Here is a 24,360-nt window from a genome sequence, read left to right as displayed (position 1 = left end):
CCCTCAAGATCGTGCTCGATCCTTGGTGTAGTGGCTTCCGCGACGACCCGAGGGGACTACAACCAGGATCGAGCGCGATCTTGAGGCGTGCCAGGAGCGCAGCCCCGGGGCCCGAGGGCCGGACACGGACTGAATTCTTTTCGACATCGGCTATTGACGTCGCCGTAACAGGTGGCCTAGCGTCCTGTCGAACCGCTTCGTCGAAGCGCTTCGACGAAGTCTCCGGGAGCGGTTCCACAGCAGGCCAAAGGAGGTACGCGGTGGCCACCATGCACGACGTCGCCCGCCTCGCCCACGTCTCGGTCAGCACCGTCTCGTACGTGCTCACCGGCGCCCGGCCGATCTCGCAGGCCACCCGCAACAAGGTGCTCGCCGCGATGGCACAGCTCGACTACCAGCCCAACGCGATGGCCCGAGGGCTGGCCAGTCGCCGCAGCCGGATCCTCGGCCTGCTGATGCCGATGGACGAGCGGGGCCTCGGTGCCACCGAGACCGCCTTCGTCACCGGTGCCGCCGCCGCGGCCAGCGTCGCCGGCTACCACCTGGTGCTCTCGCCGGTCGGCGGAGGCAACCTCGACGACCTGCGCCGGCTGGCCAGCCAGCGGATGCTCGACGGGGTCGTGCTGATGGAGGTGCAGCTGGCCGACGAGCGGGTCACCGTGCTCCAGGAGGCGGGGGTGCCGCTGGTGCTGATCGGCCGCACCGCCGACACCAGCACGCTCTCCTACGTCGACATCGACTTCGACCAGACCGTCCGGGACGCCGTCGCGCACCTGGTCGGTCTCGGGCACCGGCAGATCGTCTACGTCAACCACTCGGCCGCCACACTGGCCAGCGGTTACGGGCCGGCGCTGCGTACCCGGGACGCCTTCACCTCGGCGATGACCGGGCACGGCCTGGATCCGGTGATGATCGCCGCCGAGGACAGCGCCGCCGGCGGGCGGGCCGCCCTGGCCGCCGCGTTCGCGCAGGCCCCGGAGCTGACCGCGGTGCTGGCCATGAACGAGACGGCGATCTTCGGCATCCTCGGCGAGCTGACCGGCCGGGGGTTGTCGGTGCCCGACGACGTCTCCGTCGTCTCGATGGTCACCTCGCCGCAGGTCGCCGAACTGGCCACCCCCGCGCTGACCGCGATGACGTCCCCCGGTTCGGCGCTGGGCCGGATCGCGATCGAGGCGCTGACGCGCCACCTGGACGGCCCCGCCGACCTTCGTCACCAGCAACTGCTGCCGTGCACGTTGGAGATCCGGGGGTCGACCGCCGCACCCCGGCGGCCGGCACTGGCTACCTCTGGTCCGGCGTCGAACGACGGCGGCTGACCAGCTAAGACGGCCCGCCATCGCGCTGCAACGCGACGACGGGCCCCGTGAAGTACCGGCTAGTACTCAACGAGGAGGATAGTAATGCAGCGATTCCACCGGCTCGTCGCCGCGATCGCCCTGGCGGCGACCGCGACGACCACCGTGGCCGCCTGCGGCGGTGGTGACAACGGGGACAGCAGCGACGCCAAGGTTCTGAAGCTCTGGCACTACGAGAGCGAGAACAGCGCCATGGGGATCGGCTGGGACCGGGCGATCGAGATCTTCAAGTCCGAGCACCCGGGCGTCGAGGTGCGCTTCGAGCGCAAGGCGTTCGAGCAGATCCAGCAGAACGCTGGCATGATCATCAACTCGTCCGAGGGCCCGGACATCATGGAGTACAACAAGGGCAACGCGACCGCCGGGCTGCTCTCCTCCCAGGGCCTGCTGGCCGACCTGAGCAGCGAGGCCGACAAGCGCGGCTGGGCCGGCAAGCTCAGCCCCAGCCTGCAGACCACCGCCCGGTACAGCGACAAGGGCGTGATGGGCTCCGGCAACTGGTTCGGTGTGCCGAACTACGGCGAGTACGTCACCGTCTACTACAACAAGGACCTGTTCCAGAGCAACGGCGTCAAGGTCCCGACCACCATGGCCGAGATGACCGCCGCCATGGACACCTTCGTCGGCAAGGGGATCACCCCGCTGGGAATGGCCGGCGCCGAGTACCCCGCCGGGCAGCTCTTCTACCAGCTCGCCCTCTCCAAGGCCGACCGGCAGTTCGTCGACAACTACCAGCTCTACAAGAACCCTGTCGACTTCAAGGCCGACCCGCTCAAGTACGGCGCGGAGACCTTCGCCCAGTGGGTGCAGAAGGGCTACGTCGCCAAGAACTCGGCCAGCCTCAAGGCCGAGGACATGGGCACCGCCTTCATCGGCGGCAAGGTTCCGATGATCGTCTCGGGTAGCTGGTGGTACGGCCGGTTCAAGGCAGAGATGAAGGCCAACTGGGACACCTTCCTCTTCCCCGGCAACACCCTTCAGGCCGGCTCCTCCGGCAACCTCTGGGTGGTCCCGGAGAACAGCAAGGCCAAGAGCCTGGCGTACGACTTCATCGACATCACCCTGCGCCCGGAGATCCAGGATCTGATCGGCAACAACGGTGGTGTTCCGGTCGCCGCTGACGCGTCGAAGATCACCGACCCGAAGGACCGCAAGCTGATCGAGGACTTCAACACGGTCAGCAAGTCCGACGGGCTCGCCTTCTACCCGGACTGGCCGGTCCCCGGCTACTACGACGTGCTGGTCTCCGGCTTCCAGGGTCTGATCAACGGCTCGAAGTCGCCCGACCAGGTCCTCGACACGATCGCCAAGCCGTACGCCGATGGCGTCAAGGAGATCACCGGCAAGTGACACGGCGAGCGGCGGGCGTGACCGGCACGACCGGCGCGCCCGCCCGCCCCGCCGGGAAGGATCTTCCATGGCAGTCTCCGAGACGGTCGCCGCCACACCGCCGGCCGCGACCCCCACTCCGCCCGTGCCCCGCCGCCGACGCCGCGGCCGCAACGCGGCGTACTGGCTCTACCTGCTCCCCGGAGCGGTGCTCTTCCTCCTCGTCATCGGCGCGCCGCTTCTCGGCACCCTCTACCTGTCGCTGACCAAGTGGTCCGGCATCGGCGACCCCCGGTGGGTCGGCCTGGACAACTACCAGCAGTTGCTGCACGACGACGTGTTCTGGGCGTCGTTCCGCAACACCGTCTGGATGCTCGTCGCGATGGTGGTGGTGCCCACCGTGCTCGGTCTGCTGCTGGCCGCGGTGCTCTTCGACGTCATCGGCCGCCGGTTCAAGCCCCGCACCGCCGCCGCGCTGCGGGCCGCGTTCTACCTGCCGCAGGTGCTGCCCGTCGTGGTGGCCGGCATCGTCTGGGGCTGGATCCTGCGCCCCGACGGGGCGTTCAACAGCCTCCTCGACGCGGTCGGTCTCGGCGCGCTCCGCCATGACTGGCTCGGCGACCCGGGCACCGCCCTGCCGGCCGTGATGGCCGTGATGATCTGGGTGCAGATCGGCTACCCCGTCGTCGTGTTCATGGCGGCGTTGCAGCGGGTCGACCCCGAGCTGTACGAGGCGGCCGAGGTCGACGGCGCGAACTGGCTGCACCGGTTCCGGGCGATCACCCTCCCGCAGATCCGGCCGGAGACCTTCGTGGTGGCCCTGACCTGCACCATCGCCGCGTTGAAGGTGTTCGGGCCGATCTTCGCCCTGACCCGGGGCGGCCCGGACAACGCCACGAACGTGCCGTCGTACTTCGCCTACTACACGTTCTTCAAGAAGCTGCAGGTCGGCTACGGCTCCGCGATCTCCATGGTGCTGACCCTGATCATCGTGGTGGTGGCCGGGATCTTCATCTGGATGCAGGCCCGCAGCGAGCGCCGGGACCGGGGGTTCTGACATGGCCGTCATGCTCACACCGAGCGCCGCGCCGGTGAAGCCGGCCCGGCCGGTACGCGACCGACACCACCGCGGCGTCAGCCGCTGGGTGGTGCTCGTCCTGGTCCTCCTCGGCGCGCTCGTCATGCTGGTGCCGTTCGCGTTCATGCTGCTCAACGCGTTCAAGTCGCCCGGCGACTACTCGTCGAGCGGGCCGCTGAGCTGGCCGACGGAGTTCTACACCAAGGGTCTGCGCACCTACTGGACCACTGTGAACTTCCCGCTCAAGTTCTGGAACTCGGCGATCATCGCCGGCTCGGTGGCGGTGCTCGGCGTCGCCGTGTCGCTGCTCAACGCGTACGCCCTGGGCATCGGCCGGGTCCGTGGCCGGCTGTGGATCGTCGGTCTCTTCCTGCTGGCGAACATGCTGCCGCAGGAGGCGCTGATCTACCCGCTGTACTACGTGGCGAAGCAGGTCGGCCTCTACAACACCCAGCTCTCGGTGATCATCATCTTCACCGTGATCCAGAGCGCGTTCGGCACCTACCTGCTCGCCTCGGTGATGAGCACGTTCCCGCGCTCGCTGCTGGAGGCCGCCGCGTTGGACGGCGCCGGCAAGTGGACGGTGCTGTGGCGGGTGGTCTTCCCCAACCTGCGACCCACCCTCGCGGTGCTGCTCATCTTCTTCTTCATCTGGACGTGGAACGAGTTCCTCATCCCGCTGGTCATGCTGATCGACAACCAGACGCAGACCATCCCGGTCGCGCTCGCGTCGTTGCAGGGCGACCGGCTGATGGACGCCCCGACCACCAACGCCGGCGCGCTGATCAGCCTGGTGCCGGCCATCCTCTTCTTCCTCATCTTCCAGCGCACCCTTGCGCGCGGTATCACGGCAGGAGCCGAGAAGTGAAGTTCACCGACGGGTACTGGCAGCTGCGCCCCGGCGTCAGCGTCCTGCGCCCCGGCACCGTGGAGTCGGTCGAGCCGGACGAGCGCGGCTTCACCGTCTTCGCGCCGACCGGTCAGATCACCGGACGCGGCGACACCCTCAACCGTCCCCTGGTCACCGTTCGGTTCTTCTCCCCCGCCCCCGGCGTCATCGGGGTGACGATCGCCCACCACACCGGAGGGCTGCCCCGCGAACCGCACTTCGGGCTGAGCACCGACGAGACGCACCCGGTCACCGTCGACGTCACCGGGCTCAGCGCGACGCTGGCCACCGGTGAGCTGACCGCACGGGTCTCGCTCATCGACGGGTGGCGGGTCGACTTCCTGCACGGCGACCGGCTGGTCACCTCGTCCACGGCGCGCAGCATCGGCGTCGTCACCGACGCCGAAGGCCGCCGGCACGTGCACGAACGGCTCGCCCTGGGCGTCGGTGAGACGGTGTACGGGCTGGGCGAGCGCTTCGGCCCGTTCGTCAAGAACGGGCAGACCGTCGACATCTGGAACGCCGACGGCGGCACCGCCAGCGAGCAGGCGTACAAGAACGTGCCGTTCTACCTCAGCAGCGCCGGCTACGGGGTCTTCGTGGACCACCCGGAGCACGTGTCGTTCGAGGTCGGCTCCGAGGTCGTCACGCAGACCCAGTTCAGCGTCGAGGGCCAGTCGCTGACCTACTACGTCATCGACGGGCCCCACCCGAAGGACGTGCTGCGCCGGTACACAGCGCTCACCGGCCGGCCGGCCCGGATCCCCGCGTGGTCGTACGGCCTCTGGCTGTCCACGTCGTTCACCACCTCGTACGACGAGAAGACGGTGACCGAGTTCGTCGACGGGATGGCCGAGCGCGGGCTGCCGCTGTCGGTGTTCCACTTCGACTGCTTCTGGATGCGCCAGTTCCACTGGGTCGACTTCGTCTGGGACCCGGCGACCTTCCCCGACCCGGAGGGGATGCTGCGCCGGCTGCACGAACGCGACCTGAAGGTGTGCGTCTGGATCAACCCGTACATCGCGCAGCGGTCGTACCTCTTCGAGGAGGGCCGCGAGGCCGGTTACCTGGTGCGCAACCCCGACGGATCGGTCTGGCAGTGGGACAAGTGGCAGGCCGGCATGGCGCTGGTCGACTTCACCAACCCGGACGCCGTCGCCTGGTTCACCGGCAAGCTCAAGGTGCTGCTGGACATGGGCGTCGACTGCTTCAAGACCGACTTCGGCGAGCGCATCCCGACCGACGTGGTGTGGCACGACGGCTCCGACCCGCAGCGGATGCACAACTACTACTCGTACCTCTACAACAAGGCGGTCTTCGAACTGCTGGAGACCGAGCGCGGCAAGGGCGAGGCGGTGCTGTTCGCCCGCTCGGCCACCGCCGGCGGGCAGCAGTTCCCGGTGCACTGGGGCGGCGACTGCGAGTCGACGTTCGTCGCGATGGCCGAGTCGCTGCGCGGCGGGCTGTCCCTGGCGGCGTCCGGCTTCGGCTACTGGAGCCACGACATCGGCGGCTTCGAGGGCACTCCCGACCCGGCGGTGTTCAAGCGGTGGGTGGCCTTCGGGTTGCTCTCCTCGCACTCCCGGCTGCACGGGTCCGGCTCGTACCGGGTGCCGTGGGCCTTCGACGACGAGGCCGTCGACGTGCTGCGGCACTTCACCCAGCTCAAGCTCGGCCTGATGCCGTATCTGGCGGCCGCCGCCGAGGACGCGCACCGCGACGGAACGCCGATGATGCGGCCGATGTTCCTGGAGTTCCCGGACGACCCGGCGACCGCGCACCTGGACCGGCAGTACATGCTCGGCCCGGACGTGCTCGTCGCGCCGGTGCTCAGCGCCGACGGCGACGTCACGTACTACGTACCCGCCGGCACCTGGACGCACCTGGTCACCGGCGCGCAGGTCACCGGCCCGACCTGGGTGACCGAGAAGCACGGCTTCGACAGCCTGCCGGTGCTGGCCCGACCGGGCGCGGTCATCCCGTTCGGCTCGCGCACCGACCGACCGGACTACGAGTGGGCCGACGACGTACGGCTGCGGCTGTACGCACCGACCGACGGGCAGCGGGTCCGGGTACGGGTACCGTCACCCGGCGACGGACCGGGCGCCGAGTTCGACGTGCGCTACGAGGGCGGGACGGCCAGTGCCGAACTGGTCGCCGGCACCTCGACGGGCTACATCTGCGAGATCCAGGGGACGGAACGATGACGCGACACCACTTCCCGGAGAGCTTCATCTGGGGCTCGGCGACGGCGGCGTACCAGATCGAGGGTGCGGCGACCGAGGACGGGCGGGGCCCGTCCATCTGGGACACCTACAGCCACACCCCCGGCCGGACCCTCAACGGCGACACCGGGGACGTGGCCGCCGACCACTACCACCGGTGGGCCGACGACCTCGGGCACATCGCCGACCTCGGGCTCAGCGCGTACCGGTTCTCCATCTCCTGGCCCCGGGTGCAGCCGGGCGGTTCGGGCCGGTTCAACCAGGCGGGCATCGACTTCTACTCGCGGCTGGTGGACGGGCTGCTGGAGCGGGGCATCCGCCCGGTGGCCACCATGTACCACTGGGACCTGCCGCAGGAGCTGGAGGACACCGGCGGGTGGGCGGCACGGGAGACCGCGTTGCGCTTCCAGGAGTACGCGGCGGGCATCGTCGGTGCGCTGGGCGACCGGGTGCACACCTGGACGACGCTGAACGAGCCGTGGTGCTCCGCGTACCTGGGCTACGCCTCCGGGGTGCACGCGCCGGGTCGCACCGAGCCGGCGGCGGCGCTGGCAGCGGTGCACCACCTCAACCTCGCGCACGGCCTGGCCGGCCGGGTGGTCCGGGAGCTGGCCCCGTCCGCCGAGCTGTCGGTGACGCTGAACCTGCACGTCGTCCGGGGTGCCTCCGACTCGGCCGCCGACCAGGACGCGGTCCGGCGGATCGACGCGTTGGCGAACCGGGCGTTCCTCGGCCCGATGCTGGACGGGGCGTACCCGGCCGACCTGCTGGCCGACACCGCCTCCGTCACCGACTGGTCGTTCGTCCGCGAGGGTGACGAGAAGCTGATCGCGGTACCGCTGGACGTGCTCGGGGTCAACTACTACTCCAGCACCCTGGTCCGGGCCTGGGACGGGGTGTCGGCCCGCTCCGACGCCGACGGGCACGGCGCGTCGACCTCCACGCCGTGGGTCGCCGCCGACGACGTCGACTTCCTGCCGCAGCCCGGCCCGTACACGGCGATGGGTTGGAACATCGACCCGCCGGCGCTGACCGAGCTGCTGCTGCGCCTGCACCGCGAATACCCGAACCAGCCCATGATGATCACCGAGAACGGCGCGGCGTTCGACGACGTGGTGTCGGCCGACGGCCGCATCCACGACGAGCGGCGGATCGACTACCTGCGTCGGCACATCGGCGCGATGGCCGACGCCCGCGCCCAGGGTGCTGACGTCCGCGGCTACTTCGTCTGGTCGTTGCTGGACAACTTCGAGTGGGGCTACGGCTACGACCGTCGCTTCGGGATCATCCGGGTCGACTACGACACCCAGGTACGCACCTGGAAGGACAGCGCCCACTGGTACCAGCGCCTCGCCGCCACCGGAAAGCTGGACTCGGCGCAGGACTGAAGTACCCCGCCACGCCCGCACCGATCTTGCGGCCATGTCCTGACGAGCGTGATGCCTGTGAGTCATCTTGATGCCTCACAGGCATCACGCATTCCGGGAAGCGCGACGCACCGCCTACCGTCGGGCTTCCACGGCTGCTGCCGCCTCAGACCCCGACGCGCTGCGGCGGGACGGTGAGGCCGTAGAGATCCATCAGCTCCGGGGTGTCGATCCGGCTGCCGTCGGCGACCGAGTCGCAGGCGATGTCGACAATCTGGTCCTTGTGCGCCAACAGGTATGGCCGGGCGCCCACGTCGGCGCTGGCCAGGGTGGCGATGCCGGGCCAGTGCCGGCGGCCGAACAACATCGGATAGCCGCGCAACCCGTCGTAGGTGGCGCAGACCAGCACGTCCGGGTACGGCAGCGCGGCCACCCGCCGGACCGCCGTCGCGGTCAGGCCCGGCATGTCGACCGGGACCACCACCACCGCCTCGATCCCGTCGTCGTCCATCGCGGCCAGACCGGCCCGGATGGACGAGCCGACTCCGGTGCCCCACGCCTTGTTGATCACAACGGTGGCCTTGCCCAGGTCAGCGGTCTCCTGGACCTGGTCGGCGGCGGCACCCAGGACGACCACGATCCGCTCGCAGCCCGCCTCGGTCATCGTGTCGATCATCTGATTGACCAGGGGCTTTCCCCCCTGGTGCAGCAGCGCCTCGGGACCACCGATCCGTCGTCCTCCGCCTGCGGCGATGATCATTCCTGCGATCCGGTTCAGCTGCGCCCCCTCCAGCACGGAACGGACCGTGACAGATCCGTCCCCTCCTACGGACACTGCAACGAGGACGGCCAGCCGAGGGTGGCGGGGCGAAAAGGAGAAATAGCACAACCGTTACACGCCCGGCATCTCCCGACGCAGCGGACGGTGCCGGTCGTCGAGGGCGCGGCGGTCGCCCGACGGCGCGGACCTGGCCGGTGTCCCGACGGTCGGCGTACGCTCGCGGGTCAGGCGGCGTCGGCGTAGCAGTCGACGATGGACAGATCCAGCGGAAACCGGACCGGCGTCGCACCGAAGAGCAGCGCCGAGGCCCGCTCGCCGCAGCGGCTGACAGCCTCGGCGACCGCGTCGGCCTGGCCCGCCGGCGCGTGCACGACCACCTCGTCATGCTGGAAGAACACCAACTCGGCGTCGGTGCCGGACAACTCCGTACGCAGCGTCGCCAGCAACGTCGAGGCCCACTCCGCGGCGGTGGCCTGAATGACGAAGTTGCGGGTGAAACGCCCCCGCGACCGCGCGGCACGCGCCCGTGGACTCTGCGGATCGGCAGGCCCCTCCGGATCGGCGGTCTCGTCGCCCAGCTCACCGAACCCGGCCGAGCCGGGCGGGCACGTCCGCCCCAGCCACGACCGCACCAACCCACCTGTCTCACCGGTGCGCGCCGCCGCCTCGACGTAACCGAACGCCGTCGGGCAACTGCGCTTCAGCACCGCCAACGCGGGCACCGCGGCCCCGCCGGTCTGCCCGTACATGGCGCCGAGCAGGGCCACCTTGGCCTTCGCCCGGTCGCCACCGAACGAATCCCGGGCCAACGCGGCGTAGAGGTCGCCGGCACCGCCCGCCGCCGCCAACCGCGCGTCGCCGGAGACCGCTGCCAGCACCCGGGGCTCCAACTGGCCGGCGTCGGCGACCACCAACCGCCAACCCGGATCGGCCACCACCGCCCGCCGGATCACCTTGGGGATCTGCAACGCGCCACCACCCCGGGTGGCCCACCGGCCGGAGACGACACCACCTGGCACGTACTCCGGTTGGAACCGGCCGCCCCGCACCCACTGGTCGAGCCAGGCCCAGCCGTGCGCCGTCCAGATCCGGTAGAGCTCCTTGTATTCCAACACCAGCGGCACCGCCGGATGGTCCACCCCGCGCAGCACCCAGGCCCGGGTGTTGGGCAGCTCCACCCCGGCCCGGGCGAACGCCTTCAGCAGCTCGGCCGGCGAGTCGGCGTGCAGGCCGCGTACGCCGAGGGCGTCGGCGATCCGGGCGGCCAGCTCGGCAAGTCGACGGGGCGGCCCACCGACCGGGGACGCCTCACCGAGCAGCTCGTGCAGGATCTCGTTGTGCACGTCGGCACGCCACGGCAGCCCGGCGACGCCCATCTCCGTGGCGACCAGCGCGCCGGCCGACTCGGCGGCCACCAGCAACCGGAACCGGCCGGGGTGCTCGGTTCCGGCGACCCGGGCGAGCTGGTCCGCGTACACCCGGGTCAGTGCCTCGATGCCCGGCCCCGGCGGACCGGGAAGGGTGTCGAAGAGCGCGCCCTGCCCGTGCCCGGGTGGTGCGGCGGCGCGCGGCGGCGGGTCGGGCGGCACCGCCGCGCCGGTCAGCCGGGCCCAGGCGGCGGCCAGCGAGCGGGGCTCGCCCCAGCGGCCCGCGTGGCCGAGCAGCAACGCCTCGGTCAACTCCACGTCGTGGCACCGATCGACCCGGACGCCGGCGCGCAACAGCGGCGGATAGACCGCCGAGGCGGTCGCCCAGACCCAGCGGGGGCGCTCTGCGGCCTCGCGCGCGGCGACCGCGGCGACCAGATCGGTGACGGCCTCCGCCGGGCCGCACGGCTGGCCGGTGGCGTCCAGCGGGCACAGCACTCCCCCGCCGCGTTCGTCGGACACCACCGCCACCAGCACGAACGTGATTCTGCCTCTTTCGTCCGACAGAAACGGAGGCGCACCTCACCGGATTCGGGTCGGTGCGGTGTCGGAGCCGGTCGGTAGCGTGATCAGGTGCCTCCGCAGATCCCGCATCCCGATCCTGGCACCCCCGACACCCGTGGTCCGATGCGCTACCTGTGGTGGCTGGTCCGCTGCCAACCCTGGCGGGTGCTGCGTGGCAGCCTGCTCGGCACGGCCTGGATGATCGGGCTCTCGGCCCGGCCCTATCTGATCGCCCGGGCCGTCGACGACGGGCTGCGCACCGGCGACACCCGCGCGCTGGCGCTCTGGGTCGCGGCGATCGTGGTCGCCGGCGTGGGCCTGTCCTACCTGGGCATCATGCGGCACCGCACGATGACCTTCATCCGGGAGGACGCCAAGGCCCGCTCGGCGGAGGTCCTGCTGCGCCACCTGTCCCGGATCGGCGCGGTGCTGCCCCGCCGGGTGGGCGCGGGCGAGGTGTCCACCATCGGCGGCTCCGACATCGACTGGACGGCGCAGGTGCTGACGCTGACCGGGCCGGGCGTCGGCGCGGTCGTCGCGTACGGGGTGATCGCCGTGGTGCTCTGGTCGATCTCCCCGATGCTCGCGTTCTGCGTGCTGGTGGGGGTGCCGGTGGTCGGTCTGGTCGTGGGGCCGCTGCTGCGTCGCCTGGAGCGGGCCGAATCGGTCTACCGGCGGCAACAGGGCGCGCTCACCGCTCGGTCCGGTGACATCGTGGCCGGGCTGCGGGTGCTCGCCGGGGTCGGTGGTCGGGACCTGTTCGCCCGACGGTACGCGGCCCGGTCCCAGGAGCTGCGCGCCGAGGGCTACCGCGTCGGCGCGGTCAACAGCTGGATCGACGCGGCGACGGTCGCCATCCCCGGGTTGTTCCTGGCGGCGGTGGTGTGGCTGACCGCCCGGATGGCGGTGACCGGTGACGTCACGATCGGCGAACTGGTCGCCGTCTACGGCTACGTGGCGACCCTGATCGTGCCGGTCTGGTTTCTGCTGGAGGGCAGTCACCAGCTGATCCGGGGTCGGGTCGCCGCCCGGCGCATCGCCGACCTGCTCAACGTGACACCTGACGACGTCGGTGGACCTGGTCGCCGCTGGCCCGATTCCACGCCCGAGGCACGCCGGCCCGATCAAACGCCCGAGGCACGCCGGCCCGAGGCACGCCGGCCCGGCTCCGTGCCCGAGGCACGCCGGCCACCTGGCCCGGCCGCGCCGGACGGCCCGGCCGACCTGCACGACCCGGTGACCGGGCTGACAGTGCGCGCCGGGTCGCTGACCGGCGTGGCGGTGGACGACCCGGCGACGGCCGTGGCGTTGGCCGACCGGCTCGGCCGGTACGTGGTCAGCGGTGTCACCTGGGGCGGTGTGCCGCTGCGCGACGTGGCCCTGGACGAGGTCCGCGCCCGGATCCTCGTCGCCGACCACGACTCGTACCTGTTCGCCGGCACGCTGCGCGACATCCTTGGCGCCGGGGCCGACGACGATGACGAGCGGATCGGCGCGGCCCTGCGAACCGCCTCCGCGCAGGACGTCGTCGACGCCCTGCGCGCCGGGCTGGACACCCCGATCGACGCCCGCGCCCGGACGCTCTCCGGCGGCCAGCGCCAACGGCTGCGCCTGGCCCGGGCGCTGCACCGCGAACCGGAGGTGCTGATCCTCATCGACCCGACGTCGGCGGTGGACGCGCACACCGAGGCGCGGATCGCCGAGCGGCTGCGGACCGCCCGGGCCGGGCGGACCACCGTGCTGATCGCCACGTCACCGCTGCTGCTCGGCCGGGCCGACCTGGTCGCGCATGTGAGCGCCGGCCGGGTCACCGGCACCGGCAGCCACACCGACCTGTTCGACAGCGACCCGGCCTACCGGCACCTGGTGGCCCGGGGCAGCGAGGAGGCGTACCGGTGAGCCGCCTGCCGGTGGCCGACCGCGCCACCGTACGCCGTGCCCTGCGCGACATGATCAGCCGACACCGGCGCGCCGTCGGGGTGGTGCTGGCGCTGCACAGCGCCGCCGCGGTCGCCGGGCTCGCCCCGCCGTGGCTGCTGGGCACCATCGTCGACCGGGTCGCTGCGGGCGCGGGCGTGGCCACTGTGGACCGGCTGGCACTGGCCATCGCCGGCTGCGTCCTGGTCAGTGCCCTGCTCTCCCGATACGCCCAGTATGCCGGCCACCGCTTCGGCGAACGGGCCGTCGCCGAGCTGCGCGAGCAGTTCGTCTCCCGGACTCTCGGGCTGCCGGTCTCGGTCGTCGAGCGCGCCGGCTCTGGTGACCTGGCCACCCGCAGCTCCGTCGACGTGTCGACGGTCGGCAGCACGGTGCGCGACGTGGTGCCCACCATCGTCATCGCCACCGTGCAGCTGACGTTGCTGTTCGGTGCGGTCTTCCTGCTGCACCCGCTGCTCGGGCTGGCCGCGCTGGCCGGGCTCCCGTCGATCGTGGCGGTGACCCGTTGGTATCTGCGCCGGGCCAGCTCCGCGTACCTCACCGAGGGCGCGGCGGCCGCCGAGCTGACCGAGACGCTGACCACCACCGCCGAGGGCGCCCGCACGGTGGAGGCGCTGCGGCTGGCCGACGAGCGGGTCCGCCACGGCACCACCCGCGTCACGCTGGTGTGGCGGGCCCGTCGGGCGACCCTCGCGCTGCGTACCGTGTTCTTCTCGGTCGTCGAGGCCAGCTACCCGCTGCCGGTCGCCATGGTCCTGCTCGTCGGGGGCTACCTGCTGGCCCGGGACATGGTGTCGCTCGGCGCGGTGGTCGCCGCCGCGCTCTACCTGCAACAGGCGATCGACCCGTTGGACCGCCTGTTGCAGTGGACCGAGCAGGCGCAACGCGGCTTCGCGTCGTACGCCCGGGTGCTCGGTGTCGGCATGGTTCCGCCGGAACCACCCGGCACGACGGCCTCGTCCCCAGGTGAGCGGCTCGTCGTGCGGGGGGCACGGTTCTCCTACTCCGACGGGCCGGACGTGCTGCACGGCATCGACCTGGAGGTGCAGCCCGGCGAGCGGCTGGCCGTCGTCGGCCCGTCCGGCGCCGGCAAGTCCACACTGGCCCGGCTGCTGGCCGGGATCGACGCGCCACGGCAGGGTGTCGTCAGCATCGGCGGCTGCCCGGTCACCGACCTCGACCCGGCCGAGCGCCGCCGCCGGATCGCCCTGGTCACCCAGGAGCACCACGTCTTCATCGGTTCGGTACGCGACAACCTCTCGTTCGCCGCGCCCGACGCCTCCGACGACCAGATGCGCGCCGCGCTCGCCACGGTCGGCGCCGACTGGTTCGCCGCGCTCCCCGACGACCTGGACACCCCGCTCGGCGACGGGGCCCGTCAGCTCGGTGCGGCCGAGGCCCAGCAGCTCGCGCTGGCCCGGTTGGTGCTCGCCGACCCGCACACGCTGATCCTGGACGAGGCGACAGCGGCGCTCGACCCGTCCACCGCCCGACGGACCGAGCGCGCGCTGGCCGCGGTGCTCTCCGGACGGACCGTCATCGCGATCGCGCACCGGCTCAACACCGCGCACGACGCCGACCGGGTCGCCGTGCTCGCGGACGGCCGGATCACCGAGATCGGCAGCCATGACGAGCTGGTGGCGGCCGGTGGCGCGTACGCGGCCCTGTGGCGCTCCTGGCACACCCGCGTCGACGAGCGGTGAGACGCCCTACTTCACCGCACCGGAGGTGAGGCCGGCCTGGATCTGACGCTGGAACAGCGCGTACACGAGGATCATCGGGAGGATGGCGATGGTCAGCGCGGCGAACAACCCGGACCAGTCCGCCTCGTAGCCGGCGTTGACCGAGATGTCGGCGATGCCCTGGGTGAGCACCCACTTGTCCTTGGCGTTGGAGAGCAGCACCAACGGGAGCTGGTACTGCGCCCACTGACCGATGATGTTGAAGATCGCGACGCTGATCAGGCCCGGCTTCGCCATCGGCATCATCACCTGGAAGAACAGCCGGCTGTGCCCACAGCCGTCGATCATCCCCGCCTCGGCCACCGACGACGGCAGCGTCTTGAAGAACGCCGCCAGGAAGAACACGGTGAACGGCAACGAGTACGCGGTGTAGACCAGCACCACGCCGGTGTGGGTGTCCAGCAGACCCAGGTTCTTCACCACGAAGAAGAGCGGCACCAGAGCCAGGAAGACCGGGAAGGCCAACCCCGAGACGAAGAGGAAGTAGACCGCCCGGTTGCCCCAGAACTTGTAGCGGGCCAGCACGTACGCGGCCATCGAGCCGAGCAGCATGGTGAGGAAGGTGCTGCACGACACCACGATCACGCTGTTCAGGAAGTACCGCCCGACGTGCGCCTTGGTCCAGGCCCGGGAGAAGTTCTCCCAGCGCAGCTCCGCCGGCAGCGTCCACGGGCTGCTGAAGATCTCGCTGGTGTTCTTGAACGCGGCGAGGAAGGTCCAGAGGATCGGCACGATCACGATCACCGCCCAGACGGCGAGCGCGACGTGCCCCAGGCTGGCAAAGAACCGTACCTCCGAGCGGGGGCCCTTGCGCCCCGGCCCGGCGGGGGCGGACGGGTCACCGGTCTTCGGCGGCAGCGCCGCCGGGGGCGGCAGCGTCGACTGCGGATTCATCAGTACTCCACGCTTTCCCGCTTGGTGAGCCGCAGCGTCAGCGCCGCGAACGTGAGGGTGAGGAAGAACAACGCCACGCCCATCGCCGAGGCGTAGCCGTACTTCGAGTAGACGAACGCGTTGCGGTAGATCTCCATGGCCAGCACTGTGGTGGCGCCGTCCGGGCCGCCACCGTCCACCGAGAGCACCGCCACGATGGCGAACGCGTCGAACGCCGCGATCCCGAGGTAGACCCAGGCCACCTGGAGGGTGTCCCACAGCAGCGGCAGGGTGACCCGGAAGAACAGGGTCACCTTCGACGCCCCGTCCATCTCGGCGGCCTCGTAGATCTCACCGGGAATGGAGGCCATCCCCGCCGAGAAGAGCACCACGTAGAAGCCGACCGCCTGCCAGACCAGCACCGCGATGATCGACCAGAGGGCCAGGTTCGGCTTCACCAGGAAGAGGATCGGCTCCAGGCCGAACTTCATCAGTACGCCGTTGATCAGACCGGACTCGTTCGGCCGGTACACCATCTGGAACAACACCGCGATGATGGCCACCGCCAGGACCTGGGGGAAGAAGAACACCACCCGGTAGAACTTCGCCCCCCAGACCCCCTGGCGTTGACCACCGCTGCTCTTGCCGCCCACGTTGAGCAGGAAGGCGAAGAACAGGGCGATGGCGATAGTGATCAGCGGCAGGGCAAGCAGCAGTACGCCGTGGTGCTGGACCGCCTTCCAGAAGGCCCCGTCGTCGAGCAACCTCCGGTAGTTGTCGAAGCCCACCCACTGCGGGGCGGAGAGCCCCCGCCAGTTGGTCATCGAGATCTGGAACGCCTGCGCGTACGGCCAGATCACGAATGTCACGTACAGCGCGACCGGGGCGAACAGGAACCCGATCACGAATGGATACTTGCCGTGCCGCATGACCCTAGCTCCGATCGATCAGCGCTTGAACTTGGCGACGGAGCTGTCCTTCTTGATCGCGTCGGCACGCTTCTGGATCCGCTCCACGAAGGCGTCCGCGTTGATCCGGCCGAACATCAGCTCGTTGGTGGCGGTCCGCGCCTCCGTGTCGAGCTCCTTGTACCAGCCGTCGAAGTACAGGTTGAACACGTCCTGACCGGCCGCCTTGAGCGCGGCCTGCGAGCTGGCCACACCGGGCGGGAAGGCGAAGCCCTCCGAACCGGCGGGGACCACGGTCGGGGCCTTGACGACCTCGGTGAAGCCCTTCGCGCCCTCCTTGGACAGCATCTGGCGCATGTACTCCAGGCCACCCTTGGGGTTCTTGCTCTTCGCCGAGACGAAGTAGCCCTCACCGGCGGTGGCCCGCAGCGCGGTGGCCGGCAGCTTGTCCGAGGCGGACATGCTCGGCACCGGCATGAGCTGGTAGTCGAAGCCGGCCGGCGTGTCCTTCTTCTGCTCGCCCTCCAGCCAGTCACCGCTCGGGTAGAGGGCCACCTTGTACTGGTTCTGCCGCAGCTGCACGTCGGTGTGCTTGAGGCCCTCGAAGCTCTTGTCGCTGAACTTCGCGCCGACCTCGGCCCACGCGGTGGCCGCCTGCTTCACGGCGTCCTGCTGCCAGGCGCCGTCCTCCAGGTTGTCGATGTTCTTCAGCACGTCCACGCCGCCGATCTTGGCGGCGTGGGTGAGGATCACGTTCCACTGGTAGTAGGCCGCGTTCGCACCGGCGTAGCCGTACGGGGTGATGCCCTTGGCCTTGATGGCCGTGAGCAGGGCGATGAACTCTTCCCAGTTCTTCGCCGGCGCCCAGCCGTTGTCCTTGAACAGCTTGCCCGAGTACCAGATGCCGAAGACCGTGGAGACGTAGTACAGGACGTACGGCTTGCCGTTGAACGAGCCCGCCTCGATGGTGCCGGGCACCACCGTGTCGCGGACCTTCTTCGCCGGGTCGTCGACCGACGGCGCGTCCCACAGCTCGGTGAGGTCCTGGAGCTGACCGTCGGCCACGAGCGCGCCGAAGTCCATCAGCTTCTCGCCCGAGTTGTTCACGAACTCCGGCGGGTTACCGGAGGCGAACCGCGGCTGGAGCACGGTGGAGACGGCCTGGGTGGCCTGGTGCTTGACCTCCGCCTTGGGGAACGCCTTCTTGTACAGCGGCTCGTGCACGTCGGTGGCGTACTTCTCGCCGTAGCCACCGTTGAAGATGACCACCTCGATCGCGGCGTCCTCCTTGACGCCCAGCGGGTTCTTCTCGCTCTTCGTGCCGCCGGCGACCTGCTCGTTGTCGCCGTCGTTGCTGCTGGTGGCGCAGGCACCGAGCAGGCCGATGGCCGGAGTGGCGAGCATGCCCACGGCGGCGGCGCGACGCAGCACCGTGCGACGGTCGAGTGCGGCCGGGTGTTCGGGGGTAATCGACATCGTCGTCTCTCCTTGTGGAATTCGGGTCATGCGGTACGCCGGAGACGCCCGGCGTACCGCGACTCGAGGGCGAGGTTGTGCTCGTCCCCTCCGGGGACGTTGGCGGAGAGGTAGATAGGGGGTACCTCTCCGGCCTGGTGGAACCGTCGTACGACCTCCGCGGTCAGCAGCTGCGCCAGCAGCGCCGTGGTGACCGAGGAGACCGCACAGACCGCGCCGCCGCCCTCGAGCGGCAGCAGTGCATCGCCGTACGGCGCGCCGTTGTCCAGCACGACGTCGGCGAGGTCGGCGAGCCGATGCCCGGACGGGTGCCGTGGCGCCACCCGTGCGGTGTGCTCGACCGAGGTGACCGCGATCAACGGGTGACCGCGCTCGGTGACCAGCGCCGCCAGCTCGACCACCGAGCCGTTGATGCCGGACTGGGACGCCACCACGAACACGTCGCGCGGCTGGGGCGCCGCGAGCGCGTAGATCTGGTGGGCGATGGAGGGGTCACGTTCCAGTTTGGGGTCGGCGAGCACGTCGCGCGGGGCGTCACCGTGCATCACGAGGTCCCGTACCGAGAGCCGGTTGGTGGGGACCAACCCGCCGGCCCGGGCGACCAGTTCGGCGGCGAACGCCTCCGAGTGCCCGGCGCCGAACGCCTGGAGCACGCCGCCGTCGCGCAGGCTGGTGGCGATCAGGTCGGCGGCCCGGGTGATCCCGTCGGCCTCCGAGTCGAGCAGCCGGTCGAGCACCGGGCGGACGGCGTCCGCGTACCCCTGGGCGCTGATCATGAGTCGGCTCCCTCGGATGCTGTCGGGAAACCTCGTGTCGGCTGCGGCGGGTGGCTTCCCGGCGGCCGCTTCGCCGACTTGTGTCCGTCGACGGCCTGTGCGGTCCGCCGGAAGGCCGCGTGCGCGCGGTCGTGCGTGCGTTGGGCGACGGCGATGTAGAGCAGGTCGAGCACCACCAGCTGGGGGTGCCGGGCGGAGAGCGCGTCCGGCCGGAAGGTGGTCGCCTGGCTGGCCGTGAGCAGCACGATGTCGGCCAGCTCGGCCAGTGGCGAGCGGGGGAAGCCGGTGAGCGCGAGCGTGGTGGCGCCCCGGCTGCCCGCCTCGGCGAGCATCTCGATGGTCTCCCGGGTCTGCCCGGTGTGCGAGATGCCGAGCGCCACATCCCCCGGTCGCAGCAGGGCGGCGCTGGCCAGCCCCTCGTGCACGTCGTTCCACGCCCACGCCGCCACCCCGATGCGGTGCAGACTGAACTGCATCTCCTCGCCGACCAGGGCGCTGCCGCTGGCGCCGAAGATGTTGACCCGGCTGGCGCCGGCGATCGCCACGGCGGCCCGCTCCACCTCGCCGAGGTCGAGCAGGGTGGCGGTGTCGTGCATGGCTCGGGTGTCGGCGGCCATGATCTGGTCGAGCACCCGGGCGAGCGGGTCGCTCGGCTGGATCTCCCGTCCGATGTCGACCGTCCAACCGGCCGAGCGCGCCCGCCCGGTCTCGGAGGCGATGCCCAGTCGCAGGTCGGCGTACCCCTCGAAGCCCATCGCCCGGCAGAACCGGGTGATGGTCGCCGGTGAGGTGCCGCTGCGTTCGGCCAGCTCGACGATTGTCGATCGGGCGGCGGCCTCCGGGTCGCTGAGCACGTGCTCGGCGACCCGGTGCAGGGCGCCGGTCAACTCCCCGAGCCCGTTGCGCACCCTTGCCAGCACCCCGTCGGAGGGCGAGGTTCTGCGGTCGATCACGTCGGCGTCGACCACCGCGGTCCCAGCGGCGGTGTCCACCTCGTGATCAACCATGAGTCGCCTCAACTTTCCGAAAAGACTGTTAACCGTTAGTGGTAAAAGTTCTTACTAGACGCCCCTCTATGTCAAGACCGTGGGCGAAGTTTTCAAACTGTTACCCGGCGCACAGCCCCGCACGGCCCCCACCACTTGCCCCGCACCACGCCGCCGACCAGCATGAACAAGCCAGATCGCCGTTCCACGCAAGGAGACCCGTGCCGATGTCCGACACCGTCGTGGTGGGGCTCGACGTCGGCGGTACGTCCACCCGGGCGACCGTCCTCACCCTCACCGGGCGCCGCGTCGGCACCGGCCGCGCCGGCGGCGGCAACCCCACCAGTCACGGCGCCGAACGCGCCGCCGCCGAGCTGCTGACCGCACTGCGCGAGGCGCTCGCCGACGTCGACCCGGCGCGGGCCGCCGCCGGCACCATCGGTCTCGCCGGAGCGGGCCGGCTGCTCGCCGACCCGGCCGGAAGGGCCGCCTTCGACCAGGCCTGGCGCGACGCCGGCCTGCGCTGCCCGTACGAGGTGCACGGCGACGCCCTGGTCGCCTACGCCTCCGGCACCGCCGCCCCGGACGGCACCATCCTCATCGCCGGCACGGGGGCAATCACCGCGCAGGTCCACGACCTGCGGCTCGACCGGATCGCCGACGGCCACGGCTGGCTCCTCGGCGATGCCGGCTCCGGCTTCTGGCTCGGCCGGGAAGCGGTACGCCGGCTACTCGCCGATCTCGACGCGGGGCGTGCCCCAGGCGCGCTGGCCACGACCGTCCTCACCGAACTGCTGGGCAGCGCCGACGTCGCCGCCCGCCCCCGGGACACCGTCGACGCCACCATCCAGACGGTGACCCGTCGACCCCCCGTCGAACTCGCCCGGCTCGCACCGCTGGTCGTCGACGCCGCCACCCACGGCGACCCGGTCGCCACCGCGCTGATCACCGAAGCCGCCGCGCACCTGACCGAGAGCGTGAGTCGCATCCGCACCGCCGGGGCGGTGACACCCGTCGTGCTCGGCGGTGGCCTGCTCACCGCGGACACCCCGCTCGCCACCGCCGTCCGGGCCGAGATCGCCCGACGCTGGCCGGACGCGCCGGTGCGTACCGCCGGAGACGGGGCCGCCGCCGCGGCCTGGCTCGCCGCCCGCGGCCTACCCGAGGTCACCGACCCCGCAGCCCTGCACGCCCGCCTCTTCCCCACCCCCTGACCCACCACGACCGCAGCCCGGCGCGACTGCGCCGGGCTGCGAGTGTGGTGATCGGGATCGGTCAGCGACGGGTGCTGGCTACTTGAGTTGGCCGGCGGTCAGGCCAGCCTGCACCTGACGCTGGAACGCCACGTACACGGCGAGCACCGGGAGCACCGCGATGCTCAGTCCGGCGAACAGCCGGGCGTAGTCACCGGCGTAGCCCTGACTGACCGAGAGCGCGAACAGCCCCTGGGCCAGCATCCACTTGGACTCGTCGCCCTGCAACAGCACCTGCGGCAGCAGGAACTGGTTCCAGTGGCTGAGGAAGTTGAAGATCGCCACGCTGATCAGTCCCGGACGTGCCATCGGCAGCATCACCCGGAAGAAGAGCCGGAAGTGGCCGCAGCCGTCGACCAGCGCGGCCTCCGCCACCGACGTCGGCAGGGTCCGGAAGAACGCGGTCAGGAAGAACACCGTGAACGGCAGCGAGTACGCCGCGTAGACGAGGATCAACCCGAGCCAGGTGTTGAAGAGGCCGGCGTTGCGGACCACGAAGAAGAGCGGCACCAGGGCAAGGAACACCGGGAACATGAGGCCGCCGACGAACAGGTAGTAGACGACCTGGCGGCCCCGGAACTCGTAGCGGGCGAAGACGTACGCGGCGGTCGCCCCCATCAGCATGGTGAGGCTGACCGAACCGGCGACCACCACCATGCTGTTCAGGAAGTACCGGCCGATGTGCGCGCCGGTCCAGGCCCGCGCCCAGTTGTCCAGGTGCAACGCGCCGGGGAGACTCCACGGGTCGGCGAGGATCTCACCGTTGGTCTTGAACGAGCTGATGAACATCCACAGCAGTGGCAGGACGGTGAGCAGACCCCAGACCAGCAGGAAGCCGTGCGAGAGGGTGTTGGCCACGCCGAGTTCCCGGCGCACCGGGCGGTCCCGGCGGACGACCGGGGTCGGGGCGGTCGTGGTGGGCTGATCCAGAGTGGTCACGAGTACTCGATCCGTTCGCGCCGGCCGATGCGCAGCGACAGCACCGCCACCGAGAGGGTCAGGAAGAACATCACCACGCCGATCGCCGAGGCGTAGCCGAACTTGGTCTCGCTGCCGAAGGCGGTGTCGTACATCCGTACGCCGATCACGTCGGTGGAGAAGTTCGGGCCGCCGTTGGTCATGAGCTGCACCAGGATGAACCCGTCCAGGGCGAAGATGGCCAGGTAGACCCAGGCGACCTGGACGGTGTCCCAGAGCAGCGGCAGGGTGACCCGACGCAGGGTGGTGAACCGGGACGCGCCATCGAGCAGCACCGCCTCGTAGATCTCCTTCGGCACTGCCGACATCGCCGCGCCGAACAGCACCACGTAGAAGCCGACGTTGCTCCACACCATCACCGCCAGGACGCACCAGAAGGCGGTCGCCGGGTCGCCGAGCCAGGTCGGCGAGGGCAGGCCGAGACCGTGCAGTGCGCTGGTCAGCAGCCCCTTGTTGGGGTGGTACACCTCCTTCCAGAGCAGCGCGATGATCACCACGGAGAGCACCTGCGGGAAGAAGTAGACGGTGCGGTAGAGCGCGCCACCGCGTACGCCGGTCACGCCGGCGCTGCCCTTGCGCCCGCCCATGGCGAGCATGGTGGCGAAGAAGAGCCCCAGCACGATGGTCAGCACCGGCACGAGAGCCAACAGGATCACGTTGTTCTTCAGCGCGTTCCACACGTAGTCGTCGTGCCAGAGGGCCTTGAAGTTGGCCAGGCCGACCGGGTTCGCGTCGGCCGAGTAGCCGAGCCAGTCGGTGGTGGAGATCTGGAACGCCTGGAGGTACGGCGAGACGACGAAGAAGACGTACAGCAGCACCGGCGGCACCAGGAACGTGACGATCAGCGGCCACTTGCCATGTTTCACGAGGTGGACCTCTCCGAGGGGGTACGGCCGGTGGGGAAGGGCGTCTCCCCCACCGGCCAGGCGGTCAGGCCGCTCGCTTGTACTTCTTGATCGAGCTGTCCTGGGCGATCGAGTCGGCGCCCTTCTGGCACTGCTCGAGGAACTCCGCGGGGCCGATCCGGCCACTGAAGAACTCGCCGCACGCGGCGTCGACGAGGTTGCGCTCCAACTTGCGGTAGAAGTTGTTGTAGACCCAGTTGAAGCCGTTGGCGCCGGACGCGTCGAGGGCCTTGACCACGGTGCTCAGCCCGTACGGCAGCTCGACACCCTCGGTGGCGCCGGCGACCACGGTGAGGCTGGCGACCTTCTTCGTGAAGTCCTGGGCGCCCTTCTTGGAGAGCATGGTCCGGAAGTACTCCAGGCCGCCGGCGACGTTGCGGGCCTTGGCGGGCACCATGAACGGTTCCCCGGCAGTGCCTCGGATCGCCTCGAACGGCAGCTTGTCACCGCTGCCCAGGCTCGGCGTCGGCTGAATGGTCATGTTGAACCCGGCCGGGGTGACGTCCTTCTGTTCGCTCTCCAGCCAGGAGCCGCAGGAGATGAAGGCGGCCTTGCCCTGGCACCAGGCGGTCTGCGACTGCTTGTGGTCCAGGCCGGACGAGCCGTCCAGGATGTACTTGTCCTTCACGATCTGGTGCCAGGCGTCGGCGGCGGTCCGCATCGAGTCGGACTTCCAGGCGTTCGGCTCCAGGTTGTCGATGGCGGTCGCCACCGACGGGCCACCGAGCTTGATGGCGGTGGAGATCAGCGGCCAGCTCATGTAGCGCGGGTGCAGGCCGGCGTACGTCCAGGGGGCGATGCCGGCGGCCTTGATCTGCTTGCAGAGCGCGATGTGGTCGTCCCAGGTCTTCGCGTACGACCAGCCGCGGTCGGCGAAAAGCTTGGCGGAGTGCCAGATGCCGTAGGCGGTGTAGGTGTAGTTGAGCACCAGGAACTTGCCGTCGTAGGAGCCGACCTCGACGGCGCCGGGCAGCAGGGTTTCCTTGACCGTCTTGCCGGGGATGTCGAGGCTCGGGGCGGCCAGCAGCTCGTCGAGGCCGGCGAGGGCGTTCTGGCTGACCAGCCCGTTGAAGTCGATCTGGCCGGAGCCGGAGTTGTTGACCACGTCGGGCGGGGTGCCGTCGACGAAGCGTGGCTGGAGAGTCTTGCTGATCTCCTGGGTGGAGGAGTGCTTGATCTTCGCCTTCGGGTACTTCTCGGTGTACATGGCCTCGTGGGCCTTGGCGTACTCCTCACCGAACCCGCCGCCGAAGATCACCACCTCGAGTGGGGCGTCCTCCTTCACGCCGAGCGGGTTCTGGGCGCTCTTGGTGCCCTGGTAGGTCTCGGCATCGTTCTTGTCACCGCCACCGCTGGTGGCGCAGCCGGACAGCAGGCCGGCGGCGGGGGTGGCCAGGAGGCCGGCGGCGGCGCTGCGCCGCAGGATGTCACGCCTGTTCATGGGTTCTCCTCGGGTCGGGTCGGGCGGCCGCCGGTGTGGGGGGAGGCGTCCGCCGCGCGAGGCGCGGTGATTCTCTTCAGTTCATGCTCTGTTGCTGAAGAATTTCTACGACAGCCGGGCCCGGAC

General features: G+C 70.4%; 18 protein-coding genes and 1 pseudogene. 9 read left to right on the top strand and 10 right to left on the bottom strand.

Annotated elements, in window-relative coordinates; genetic code table 11:
- The first annotated feature begins 269 nt into the window (after positions 1-269).
- The 6 genes from AB0C03_RS16790 (at position 270) to AB0C03_RS16765 (ending at position 8,267) form a co-directional block, all read left to right on the top strand.
- Positions 270-1,319: a LacI family DNA-binding transcriptional regulator gene (locus AB0C03_RS16790; RefSeq protein WP_245233779.1), complete on the top strand. Its 1,050-nt coding sequence runs from the start codon at positions 270-272 to the stop codon at positions 1,317-1,319.
- Positions 1,320-1,403: 84 nt separating this feature from the next.
- The gene (locus AB0C03_RS16785; RefSeq protein ID WP_030337788.1) at positions 1,404-2,708 is read left to right on the top strand and encodes an ABC transporter substrate-binding protein; all 1,305 of its coding nucleotides are present in this window, start codon (positions 1,404-1,406) and stop codon (positions 2,706-2,708) included.
- 67 nt (positions 2,709-2,775) lie between these two features.
- Positions 2,776-3,744: a carbohydrate ABC transporter permease gene (locus AB0C03_RS16780; RefSeq protein ID WP_357637557.1), complete on the top strand. Its 969-nt coding sequence runs from the start codon at positions 2,776-2,778 to the stop codon at positions 3,742-3,744.
- Position 3,745: 1 nt separating this feature from the next.
- A complete protein-coding gene (locus tag AB0C03_RS16775; protein ID WP_030337786.1) occupies positions 3,746-4,633 on the top strand; it encodes a carbohydrate ABC transporter permease in 888 nt (295 codons plus the stop codon).
- Complete coding sequence (yicI, locus tag AB0C03_RS16770; protein WP_030337785.1) at positions 4,630-6,861, top strand: alpha-xylosidase; 2,232 nt, start codon at positions 4,630-4,632, stop codon at positions 6,859-6,861. Before AB0C03_RS16775 ends, yicI begins: the two co-directional genes overlap by 4 nt.
- On the top strand, positions 6,858-8,267 hold the full coding sequence (locus tag AB0C03_RS16765; RefSeq protein WP_030337784.1) for a GH1 family beta-glucosidase: 1,410 nt from the start codon (positions 6,858-6,860) through the stop codon (positions 8,265-8,267). The genes yicI and AB0C03_RS16765 overlap by 4 nt, the downstream gene beginning before the upstream one ends.
- Before the next feature lie 145 nt (positions 8,268-8,412).
- Here the strand turns inward: AB0C03_RS16765 and AB0C03_RS16760 are convergent, their stop codons facing one another.
- Both AB0C03_RS16760 and AB0C03_RS16755 read right to left on the bottom strand, forming a co-directional pair.
- Entirely contained in the window at positions 8,413-9,006 is a 594-nt protein-coding gene (locus AB0C03_RS16760) for a nucleotidyltransferase family protein (RefSeq protein ID WP_030337783.1), read from the bottom strand.
- Positions 9,007-9,251: 245 nt separating this feature from the next.
- Positions 9,252-10,961: a bifunctional 3'-5' exonuclease/DNA polymerase gene (locus AB0C03_RS16755; RefSeq protein WP_357637962.1), complete on the bottom strand. Its 1,710-nt coding sequence runs from the start codon at positions 10,959-10,961 to the stop codon at positions 9,252-9,254.
- A gap of 66 nt (positions 10,962-11,027) precedes the next feature.
- Between AB0C03_RS16755 and AB0C03_RS16750 the strand changes: the two genes are divergently transcribed.
- Positions 11,028-12,857: an ABC transporter ATP-binding protein gene (locus AB0C03_RS16750; RefSeq protein ID WP_357637552.1), complete on the top strand. Its 1,830-nt coding sequence runs from the start codon at positions 11,028-11,030 to the stop codon at positions 12,855-12,857.
- A gap of 50 nt (positions 12,858-12,907) precedes the next feature.
- A complete protein-coding gene (locus AB0C03_RS16745; protein WP_245233777.1) occupies positions 12,908-14,599 on the top strand; it encodes an ABC transporter ATP-binding protein in 1,692 nt (563 codons plus the stop codon).
- A 6-nt stretch (positions 14,600-14,605) separates the two neighbouring features.
- On the opposite strand, the gene AB0C03_RS16740 is transcribed toward AB0C03_RS16745, so the two are convergent.
- The 5 genes and pseudogenes from AB0C03_RS16740 to AB0C03_RS16720 form a co-directional block, all read right to left on the bottom strand.
- Positions 14,606-15,532: a carbohydrate ABC transporter permease gene (locus AB0C03_RS16740; protein ID WP_030337779.1), complete on the bottom strand. Its 927-nt coding sequence runs from the start codon at positions 15,530-15,532 to the stop codon at positions 14,606-14,608.
- Positions 15,532-16,440, bottom strand: a complete 909-nt coding sequence (locus tag AB0C03_RS16735) for a carbohydrate ABC transporter permease (RefSeq protein ID WP_030337778.1) — start codon at positions 16,438-16,440, stop codon at positions 15,532-15,534. Before AB0C03_RS16735 ends, AB0C03_RS16740 begins: the two co-directional genes overlap by 1 nt.
- Positions 16,441-16,458: 18 nt before the next feature.
- Positions 16,459-17,895: an N-acetylglucosamine/diacetylchitobiose ABC transporter substrate-binding protein gene (gene ngcE, locus AB0C03_RS16730; RefSeq protein WP_210857892.1), complete on the bottom strand. Its 1,437-nt coding sequence runs from the start codon at positions 17,893-17,895 to the stop codon at positions 16,459-16,461.
- Between the two features lie 26 nt (positions 17,896-17,921).
- Positions 17,922-18,671, bottom strand: coding sequence for a sugar isomerase domain-containing protein (locus AB0C03_RS16725; protein WP_030337776.1), 750 nt, complete (start codon positions 18,669-18,671; stop codon positions 17,922-17,924).
- 68 nt (positions 18,672-18,739) lie between these two features.
- Positions 18,740-19,678 (bottom strand): annotated as a pseudogene (locus AB0C03_RS16720) (MurR/RpiR family transcriptional regulator); the annotation flags it as partial.
- Between the two features lie 206 nt (positions 19,679-19,884).
- Here AB0C03_RS16720 and AB0C03_RS16715 point away from each other — a divergent pair.
- Complete coding sequence (locus AB0C03_RS16715) at positions 19,885-20,871, top strand: N-acetylglucosamine kinase (protein ID WP_357637547.1); 987 nt, start codon at positions 19,885-19,887, stop codon at positions 20,869-20,871.
- Positions 20,872-20,949: 78 nt separating this feature from the next.
- Here AB0C03_RS16715 and AB0C03_RS16710 read toward each other — a convergent pair whose 3' ends face one another.
- From AB0C03_RS16710 to ngcE (AB0C03_RS16700), 3 genes are all read right to left on the bottom strand, one after another.
- Positions 20,950-21,849 carry a carbohydrate ABC transporter permease gene (locus AB0C03_RS16710; RefSeq protein WP_030337773.1) on the bottom strand — a complete coding sequence of 300 codons (900 nt, stop codon included), beginning with the start codon at positions 21,847-21,849 and terminating at the stop codon, positions 20,950-20,952.
- On the bottom strand, positions 21,846-22,754 hold the full coding sequence (locus AB0C03_RS16705; RefSeq protein WP_030337772.1) for a carbohydrate ABC transporter permease: 909 nt from the start codon (positions 22,752-22,754) through the stop codon (positions 21,846-21,848). Before AB0C03_RS16705 ends, AB0C03_RS16710 begins: the two co-directional genes overlap by 4 nt.
- Before the next feature lie 64 nt (positions 22,755-22,818).
- Positions 22,819-24,234 carry an N-acetylglucosamine/diacetylchitobiose ABC transporter substrate-binding protein gene (ngcE, locus tag AB0C03_RS16700; RefSeq protein WP_030337771.1) on the bottom strand — a complete coding sequence of 472 codons (1,416 nt, stop codon included), beginning with the start codon at positions 24,232-24,234 and terminating at the stop codon, positions 22,819-22,821.
- Positions 24,235-24,360 lie beyond the last annotated feature (126 nt).

Source organism: Micromonospora parva, from assembly GCF_040649675.1.
Taxonomy (GTDB): Bacteria; Actinomycetota; Actinomycetes; order Mycobacteriales; family Micromonosporaceae; genus Micromonospora; species Micromonospora parva.
The sequence above is the reverse complement of the archived record's forward strand: the minus strand, read 5'-3'. Positions and strand labels throughout refer to the sequence as shown.

Bases quoted from the DNA above. Each gene is read 5' to 3' on its own strand.
- AB0C03_RS16745 (WP_245233777.1), top strand. From the start codon at position 12,908: ATGATCAGCCGACACCGGCGCGCCGTCGGGGTGGTGCTGGCGCTGCAC.
- ngcE (WP_030337771.1), bottom strand. From the start codon at position 24,234: ATGAACAGGCGTGACATCCTGCGGCGCAGCGCCGCCGCCGGCCTCCTG.
- AB0C03_RS16780 (WP_357637557.1), top strand. From the start codon at position 2,776: ATGGCAGTCTCCGAGACGGTCGCCGCCACACCGCCGGCCGCGACCCCC.
- AB0C03_RS16760 (WP_030337783.1), bottom strand. From the start codon at position 9,006: ATGATCATCGCCGCAGGCGGAGGACGACGGATCGGTGGTCCCGAGGCG.
- ngcE (WP_210857892.1), bottom strand. From the start codon at position 17,895: ATGTCGATTACCCCCGAACACCCGGCCGCACTCGACCGTCGCACGGTG.
- AB0C03_RS16790 (WP_245233779.1), top strand. From the start codon at position 270: ATGCACGACGTCGCCCGCCTCGCCCACGTCTCGGTCAGCACCGTCTCG.
- AB0C03_RS16735 (WP_030337778.1), bottom strand. From the start codon at position 16,440: ATGCGGCACGGCAAGTATCCATTCGTGATCGGGTTCCTGTTCGCCCCG.
- AB0C03_RS16715 (WP_357637547.1), top strand. From the start codon at position 19,885: ATGTCCGACACCGTCGTGGTGGGGCTCGACGTCGGCGGTACGTCCACC.
- AB0C03_RS16775 (WP_030337786.1), top strand. From the start codon at position 3,746: ATGGCCGTCATGCTCACACCGAGCGCCGCGCCGGTGAAGCCGGCCCGG.
- AB0C03_RS16765 (WP_030337784.1), top strand. From the start codon at position 6,858: ATGACGCGACACCACTTCCCGGAGAGCTTCATCTGGGGCTCGGCGACG.
- AB0C03_RS16785 (WP_030337788.1), top strand. From the start codon at position 1,404: ATGCAGCGATTCCACCGGCTCGTCGCCGCGATCGCCCTGGCGGCGACC.
- AB0C03_RS16725 (WP_030337776.1), bottom strand. From the start codon at position 18,671: ATGATCAGCGCCCAGGGGTACGCGGACGCCGTCCGCCCGGTGCTCGAC.
- AB0C03_RS16740 (WP_030337779.1), bottom strand. From the start codon at position 15,532: ATGAATCCGCAGTCGACGCTGCCGCCCCCGGCGGCGCTGCCGCCGAAG.